At 62.2% G+C, this 7,229-nt stretch carries 7 protein-coding genes and 2 pseudogenes; all 9 read right to left on the bottom strand.

Annotated features, from left to right (window positions below):
- Positions 1-331, bottom strand: a pseudogene (locus BZK42_RS27150) (prepilin peptidase); the annotation flags it as partial.
- Positions 328-885 carry a hypothetical protein gene (locus BZK42_RS27145; RefSeq protein ID WP_080861311.1) on the bottom strand — a complete coding sequence of 186 codons (558 nt, stop codon included), beginning with the start codon at positions 883-885 and terminating at the stop codon, positions 328-330. The gene BZK42_RS27145 and the pseudogene BZK42_RS27150, both read right to left, overlap by 4 nt.
- A gap of 2 nt (positions 886-887) precedes the next feature.
- The gene (locus BZK42_RS27140) at positions 888-1,397 is read right to left on the bottom strand and encodes a lytic transglycosylase domain-containing protein (RefSeq protein ID WP_249025185.1); all 510 of its coding nucleotides are present in this window, start codon (positions 1,395-1,397) and stop codon (positions 888-890) included.
- A 39-nt stretch (positions 1,398-1,436) separates the two neighbouring features.
- Positions 1,437-2,060: a type 4 pilus major pilin gene (locus BZK42_RS27135; protein ID WP_080861301.1), complete on the bottom strand. Its 624-nt coding sequence runs from the start codon at positions 2,058-2,060 to the stop codon at positions 1,437-1,439.
- Positions 2,061-2,119: 59 nt separating this feature from the next.
- Complete coding sequence (locus tag BZK42_RS27130; protein ID WP_080861297.1) at positions 2,120-3,238, bottom strand: type II secretion system F family protein; 1,119 nt, start codon at positions 3,236-3,238, stop codon at positions 2,120-2,122.
- Entirely contained in the window at positions 3,228-5,045 is a 1,818-nt protein-coding gene (locus BZK42_RS27125; protein ID WP_080861294.1) for a GspE/PulE family protein, read from the bottom strand. The genes BZK42_RS27130 and BZK42_RS27125 overlap by 11 nt, the downstream gene beginning before the upstream one ends.
- 35 nt (positions 5,046-5,080) lie before the next feature.
- The gene (pilP, locus tag BZK42_RS27120; protein ID WP_158083402.1) at positions 5,081-5,698 is read right to left on the bottom strand and encodes a type IV pilus biogenesis protein PilP; all 618 of its coding nucleotides are present in this window, start codon (positions 5,696-5,698) and stop codon (positions 5,081-5,083) included.
- A gap of 7 nt (positions 5,699-5,705) precedes the next feature.
- Positions 5,706-6,998, bottom strand: a complete 1,293-nt coding sequence (gene pilO2 / locus BZK42_RS27115; RefSeq protein ID WP_080861290.1) for a type 4b pilus protein PilO2 — start codon at positions 6,996-6,998, stop codon at positions 5,706-5,708.
- Position 6,999: 1 nt separating this feature from the next.
- Positions 7,000-7,229 (bottom strand): annotated as a pseudogene (locus BZK42_RS27110) (PilN family type IVB pilus formation outer membrane protein); the annotation flags it as partial.

Here is a 7,229-nt window from a genome sequence, read left to right as displayed (position 1 = left end):
GACCGGCAACCAGGAACGTCACCGTCATCCGCCGCGGCAGCCAGCCGCTTGCCGCGTCACACACACCCAGTTGCAGCAGAAACCCTGACATCAGCAGGGCGTGTATCCGCTCAGCAGGAGACACTGGCGCCAGGCAGAACAGCATGGCGGCCACCGCAATCGCCCATATTCCCGTGGCTTCTGCCGACCGCATCCGGGCATTCACGCGGCAGCCCTGCCCGGTCAGAAAACGACGGACAGGAATCAGTACCTGGCGCGCTGCCAGGGCAGCGGCGACCATCACCGGCAGGGCGTATTCCACCGGAAACGCCGTGGCTATCAGGGTTCTCACCGGACATCCCCTTGCCGGAGTTGTGCCAGCGTCTGCTCTGTCACCGCACACATAACTTCGTGAAGCACCTTCAACTGGCGTGTATTTGCTGCCAGCCGCTGCAGGCGGATATTGTCTGCACCTCCCTCCGTTCCGGTCGGTGACAGCTCTTCGTGTTTTTCCAGCAGAACTGTGTGTGCCGCCAGTCCATCCAGTATGCTGCGGGCCATGGTGTACGCCAGAATAACTGCCCGCCGTGTCTCCGGGGGCAGCCGCGACACACCACAGGCACTGTCTTCATAAATGCAGAAGTAACGCTGCCGGGCATAAAACCGCACCCACAGAATGTCGCCATCATTCAGCGCTTCCATCGGCTCATAAACCGTCTGTTTATACATCCCGAAAAGACAATCAATTTCATCCGCCAGTCCCCCGGTTAATAACTTCACGTCGTCCCGGTCATTTCCCCTGTTCCGGGCCGTTCTCAGCCGCAGTATCTCCGTCAGCACGCAGGCAAGCCCCAGGGAGAGAAGAGCAAAAAACCATGGCGCCAGAATCCATATCCACAACAACATCTTCAATGACCTCCTTTGCCGGCGTTTTTTGTCGCTGTCGCTGCGCTTGTCGGCGTCGCCGGCAGCCGGTTATAAATCCGCCATATCCGGTTCGCATAGTGCTCACGGGTTTCATTTCGGTCCGCCCGGAACCCGGCGTTATACGACCCCAGGCAGTTCCAGGTGATACCACAGACCTGAAAGTGTTTTGCCAGCAACCAGGCCCCGGTCTGTACATTCAGACAGGGTCGGTACAGGTCATCCGCGCTGCGGATCACCCCCATCGCCTGCAGCTCCGGGATATGGGCGGAGTTAATCTGCATCAGACCGTAATCCTTGCTCTTCACCCGCCCTTTCTTATCCCGGTTCACATTGATGGCGTGCGGGTCAAGGTGGCTCTCGCCCCGGGCTATCGCTTCCAGTAGCCGGGGAGAGATACCGTATTTTGCCCCCGCCGCCTCAAAGCAGAATGCCCGCGCGGAAAATGACGCCAACAACATCAGCATCACAGTCACCGCCGTCACTGTTCGCATCCCCCGTAACATCCGCACCGTGTCTGTCCGGGACAAATATCAGTTGTTCACCGTGAATATCAGTTTGTTGGTGCCGGTACGCCCGCTGTCCTTCGTGCACTGTGCGCCGGCCTGTTCGGACGTCACCTTCCCGTCAGCGTGCGCAGTGGCGTTGATGGTGATGCCGTCCACCACCCCCGACTTGCTCAGGCGCGTGGCTATCTGCGTGCAGGCCGCCTGCGGTACCTTCTCATAGGTCAGGGTGAAACCGTTGTTGAACCCCGCAGTGTTCAGCGGCGCCAGAGTCACCGCCCCGCCCCAGGTGTTCCACAGCGTGGCCGTTCCCGACTGCGCGTCACCGCGGATGGTCATGCTTTTTGACACCCCGCCCTGCTGGATCAGCGACCCGGTCATCTTCGCCGCCGAGGTGAAGTTGTACCCGTCCGTGTCCTTCAGCAGCCCCTGGGTACTGGTGATGATGGTCTGGATATTAGTGGCCTCCGAAGCCACATCCTTGCGCAACCACAGCGTGAAGGCGTAGGCCAGTACCGCCACTATCACCCCGAGAATAACCACCCCCACCACACCCTGCTCCATCAGTGCCCAGCCACGGTCGGGCTCCGGCCGCTTACCGCTACTGGCAGTGTTACCGGTACCGTTCAGGGAAATCACGTTCTCTGTCATCTGTTTTTCCTCAGTTGTCTGTTACCTGACTGTCTGTTAATCGGTTAATTTGGCGGGCATCAGCCCGCCCCGCTCATATCACTGCCGCCCATCTGAGAGACGGTCATCACGGCGGAGACCAGCAACAGCAGGACGCCCACCAGAACCATCAGCATCAGCAGGCGTATCCGGTTGGCCCGGACGTTCACCCGCTCCAGCGTCTGCTCCAGCCAGCGCTCGCCGTAGCGGGCAATCACATCCGGCGCGCCGTCGCCCCGGGTCAGCAGGGATAAAAAGTTGGCCGCTTCCCGAGACGGGAAGTCACAGCCCGAGTTTCTCAGCGCCAAGCCAAAGTGGTCCCCCTCCTCCACCCGGTCAATAATCGCCTCCAGCCTCACCGCCAGCCACGGGGAGGCGAAGCGCTGCAGCAGATTCAGGGCATTCAGCAACGGCACCTGGGCCGCCAGCAGGGAAGCTATATTCAGCAGGAACACCGCCCCCTGGATATCCCGGTATACCGACCACGGGACAAACACATCCGCGACCCGCCGCAGCCCGTCAGGCCTTGTCCAGCGCGGCAGGGACCAGAACACCCACACAGCAGCCACCACCATCATGCCTCCCGTCAGGAAACCATTTCTGTTCGCATACACCGACAGCGCGTACAGAAAACTCAGCCCCCCTTCCCAGGTATCCGGGGACGACATCTTCTCCAGTTCCGGTATCAGCGAGAGGTTGAAGACCAGCACGGTCAGAACCAGCATCACAACCAGACCCACCGGATACACCGACATCTTCAGGATCGCCGACATAATGCGGCGACGGCAGGTTGTCAGCCGCACCGCCTGCGCCAGCGCGTCGGGCAGGCTCCCGCTCTGCATTCCGGCACTGATAAGCGCCGCCTCTTCTGCCGGCACCCAGCGGGCCAGCGTGCTCTCCAGTCCGTGCGCCTCACTGTTGTCACTGAGCGCGTCCGTGCAGTCCTGCGCCAGCTCCGCAAACGGATGCCAGCGCTGACCGAAATTCGTGTACGCCTCGCTTATCTGCTCCAGCGCCTGTTTCAGTGGTATCTGATTGGCCAGCAGGAAGCGCAGCGCGTCATAGAACCGGATACGGTACTCCCCGGAGAACGTCCGGCGGACGGCCTCATAGCGCAGCCGCTGCAGCATTCCGCTGCGTACGCTGTTCTCATTGTCCATGTCCGCCTCCGTTGTTATTGTTAACGGTATTGTTGCTGCGCTGTGCCGCCGTGTTCTGGCGAAGGGCGGTCAGCGCCACCTTCAGCGCTTCCTGAAGCCCCCGCGCCAGACTCTGCTCAATCCCTGATGAGACAGCCAGGCTGACCAGCTCCTTCAGCTCTTCGCTGAGGCCGGCACCGGGGCTGCCGTCAGAACGTGTACCGGCACCTGATGCGGTCTGTACAACGTTATCCTCCGGTACCAGCAGCACATCGTCCTCATCAAGCGGAATGGTCTCATCCGCCTCCAGCGGATCGACAAGGCCCGAGCCAAGCTTGTGCAGCAGATGGGTACGCCGGCTGATACCACCGTTCGCCATCCAGTAACGTCGCGCGGCCTCCTTACCTTCGGCTTTCAGCAGATGGAACAGCCTGGCGTCAGGGCGGATGACCTCCGCCACCACGCTGCGCCCGGTCACACCGTGTCCCACCGTCGCCACCGTACGACCGTTCAGCACCACCGACTTCCGGCAGTGCTCACAGCCTTCCGGATGGCGGAAGTACAGGTCCTCCGGACGGCACAGCCCGGGTTCGTGACAGTATTTTTCCAGGTACGCTCGCTGTTCGTCGTTCAGGGAGGTGATTTTCTGCGCCCACGGCACCTTACAGTGCGGGCACAGCGTCTTCACCAGCCGCTGGCTGATAAGACCCACCATCAGCTGCGCGTCCAGAATCAGTCCGGCTTCTACCCCCATGGTTATCATTCGCTCCGGAATGGACAGCGCACTGTTGGTGTGCAGCGTGCTCATCACCAGGTGCCCTGTCTGTGCAGCGAAGATACCCGCCAGTATCGATATCAGGTCACGCAGCTCGCCCGGCATAATCGCGTCGGGGTCAAGTCGCAGCGCGCTGGAGATGGCCCGCTCCCAGGCGCGCCTGACCTCCGCCTCATCCGCCTTGTCGCAGATTATTGGCGTCTGAATGGCACCGGCAATACGCCCCTCCGGCGGGTCCTCCACCGTCAGCAGGCGTTTAAGGAACCCGGTCCGCTCCAGCCAGATACGGCTGAAGCTCCTCAGCGTGGTGGATTTTCCCGACCCCGTGGGGCCGGACAGGATGACCATCCCCTCCGGCAGGCGCAGAATGCGCTGTATCAGGATTATCTGTGCCGGCAGAAAACCGAGCTGTGCCAGGGACGGCACCCGGTCGCCGTCGTCATTAATGGTACGCATGACGAAGTGCAGGCCGTCCGCGGTTGGCGTGTGGCTGTAGCGGGCGCCAAACAGCCCGACCTTTTTCAGAAACTTCGCCGCCACGCGTCCGTCCTGCTTGCGCATCGGGAAGAACTGTACTTCGGTGACGTCGCACATCGACAGAATGATGGTGGCAGCCAGCGCCTCCCCGTCCTGTTCCCCCAGTTCGGCCACCGTCACCAGGTCACCGTGAATACGCATTTCAATACGGGTCAGCCCGGGACTGGTGGTCACATGAATATCAGAACTGCCGGTACGCTGTGCCGTCTGAAAATACCCCAGCACCTCCGCCTGGCGCTGGCTGATGTCCGCCAGGTCTTTCAGGCTCAGCCCCGGTTCGTCTGACTCTGCCAGGCGGCCCTGCGACTGGCGGCAGGTCTGCAGTACCGAGCGGGACACGAACCGCGAGGAGACCCGGGCATGCTCACTCATCAGCCGCATCACTTCCGCCTGCACGTCAGGCTGAACCCGGCGGTGCTCATCCACCAGAATCTCGGTTTCCCGCGTCTCCGGGTTGTGGTACAGCAGCACCCCGCTGTCCTCATTCTGGTGCTGTGGTGAGTTTCCCCTGCTCATAAAACGTGTTTCTCCTGGTTCAGAAGGCCATCAGCTCAGAACGACAGCTCTGAGCCGTCGCTGAGTGTGACGCCGGACAAAGAGATACGACTGACCGTCAGCGTGGTTTTCCCGATAACCACCCGGCTGCCGACGGACACCTCCGGCTGTAAGCCGTCGGGCATCTGCAGCAGGGCGCGCAACGCGCTGCCCTTCCCGCTGATTTCCAACACCTGCGGCCGGGCTGCTACCGCGTCTTTCACCCGTGGCACCATCAGGTTATCCGGCTGTCCTGCTCCCGGAGCGGAAGAAGCCAGCTCCGCTGCTGACGGCACGGTTTTAATCACAGCCTGTGCGTCGCTGCCCGCTTCTTCCAGCTGGCGCTGCAGTTGCGCGGTCTGAACCTTTGCCGCCAGCAGCAGGTTTTTCTGCTGAACATCCTCCAGCATCCCCTGAGTGATACTGCCCGGCGGCGCAACCGGCGGCATGTCATCAGTCACTGATGCCTGTGTCTGTGAAACGGAGCTTTCCGGCTGCACCGTCTCTTCTGCGACCGGAGTGGCGGTCTCCGCCAGCGCGGACGACGGAATGTTTTCTGCCGCCTGCGCCCGTACGCCACCCGTCAACAGCGGAACCAGCAATACCAGTACCACTGTAGATCTGGCTGCAGCCATGGCTGCCTTACTTCTTACCGGCATAAATATGCCCCTCCGTCTCATACGTCAGCCGGCTGTCTCCGCCGAGCGTGAAAACCACTTTGCTTATCCGTATTCCCCGTCCGTCCGCCGGACCCGCCAGACTCTCCGGCAGCCGGTCGTCCTTCAGGGTGAAGGTGTACTCCTGCCAGTCCTGTAGCGGCGGTGGCGCACCGTCATCCCCTGGCACGCCCGGCTCCTCGCTCACCGCCGTCAGCGTCAGAGTGGCCTGGTGCGCCTGGTACCAGGACACCACCCGCATCAGTTGCATGGCAACTGGCGGTACAGGCTCGTCCATGCCCGGCGCCGGTGTCCAGGGCAGGTGTACCGTCCCCTCACCACCGCCCGCCACCAGGTTAATGACCGGCCTGTGCTGAAACACCACCGTCGCCCGGCGTGAAAAACCCGCCGCCGTACCGCCTGGCTGACGGTTGTAAACCAGCAGCAGACCGTCAGCGCTGCACTCTCCACGGCTCAGTTTCCAGCTGTCCAGATAAACCGGGGCAGCTCTCCGCCATGTCCGGCAGTGCGCCAGAAACGCCTGTACCGGCATCATCTCCTTCCAGGGATGCGGCAGGTACACCGGTTCCGGAGGGGGGGCAACGGAAATGACGTCCGCCAGAACGGGAGGCAGGTCGTCCTCCCCATCCGGCCACAGCCAGAATGCCGCCGCCCCCAGCAGCGCCAGTCCCGCCACCACTGGCAGAGGCGGGATGCCTGCGCGGACCGGTTTCAGGCGGGAAACCTTCAGAACACGCTTTCCCGCAGAAGCTGTCAGCGCGTCCCATGGCAGCGGTTCATTCGCCGGGGAGATGACCGTCCAGTCCCCCTCCGGCGCGGTGTTAAACGCCAGGAACCGTTGCAGGGCCTGCCCGGCTTCCTCTGCGGTTCCGGTCACATCCGCCATCACCGACGGCAGACCGCATACCGTGGCCAGAAACACGTACCGGGACTCATTCAGCCGGTATACTCCGTAAGCGTTATCACCGCTGACCCGACTGAACGCCGCCGCCAGCGAATACACCGGTCCCCGCCGACGCGAAGTCATGTGACCGCTCGCGATCACCCGGTCTCCCCGCCGTCCCTGCCGGGCCGTCAGGGTCAGCACAGTGCCGTCGCGCCGTGCGCGCCCGGTCGTGGTACGTTTTTTCACCGCGGAGCGCTGACGTATGCCTTTACGCGCTGGCGTACGACTCAGTGCCTCCCAGCGCAGCCCCGCCGCCCACTGGCGCCGTCCGGCTGTCACCACGACCACGGTGTCTGCTGTCACGTTCGTCATCTCAGTCACCGTTATTCCCCGTCAGTGCCGGCGTGATAATAATCACCAGCGTGCTGCGGCCATGCTCCCCGCTCCGGCCTCCCCCGAAGAGGAAATTACCAGGCGTGAACGTGCCGCTCTTTTTCACCGACGTGTTGTCCTGGCTGAACCCGGTCAGAATCAGCGACTGTCCGGCGCGAAGGTTCACCTTCTGGCTCAGTGAGCGCAGTTTCGTGTAGGGCATCTCGATAT

It is taken from the genome of Citrobacter braakii (genome assembly GCF_002075345.1).
Taxonomy (GTDB): domain Bacteria; phylum Pseudomonadota; class Gammaproteobacteria; order Enterobacterales; family Enterobacteriaceae; genus Citrobacter; species Citrobacter braakii.
Note: the sequence above shows the minus strand (reverse complement) of the source record. Positions and strands in the feature narration are given on the sequence as shown.

Excerpts from the sequence above, each read along its gene's own strand:
- BZK42_RS27145 (WP_080861311.1), bottom strand. The coding sequence starts at position 885 with ATGTTGTTGTGGATATGGATTCTGGCGCCATGGTTTTTTGCTCTTCTC.
- BZK42_RS27140 (WP_249025185.1), bottom strand. The coding sequence starts at position 1,397 with ATGCGAACAGTGACGGCGGTGACTGTGATGCTGATGTTGTTGGCGTCA.
- BZK42_RS27135 (WP_080861301.1), bottom strand. The coding sequence starts at position 2,060 with ATGACAGAGAACGTGATTTCCCTGAACGGTACCGGTAACACTGCCAGT.
- BZK42_RS27130 (WP_080861297.1), bottom strand. The coding sequence starts at position 3,238 with ATGGACAATGAGAACAGCGTACGCAGCGGAATGCTGCAGCGGCTGCGC.
- BZK42_RS27125 (WP_080861294.1), bottom strand. The coding sequence starts at position 5,045 with ATGAGCAGGGGAAACTCACCACAGCACCAGAATGAGGACAGCGGGGTG.
- pilP (WP_158083402.1), bottom strand. The coding sequence starts at position 5,698 with ATGGCTGCAGCCAGATCTACAGTGGTACTGGTATTGCTGGTTCCGCTG.
- pilO2 (WP_080861290.1), bottom strand. The coding sequence starts at position 6,998 with ATGACGAACGTGACAGCAGACACCGTGGTCGTGGTGACAGCCGGACGG.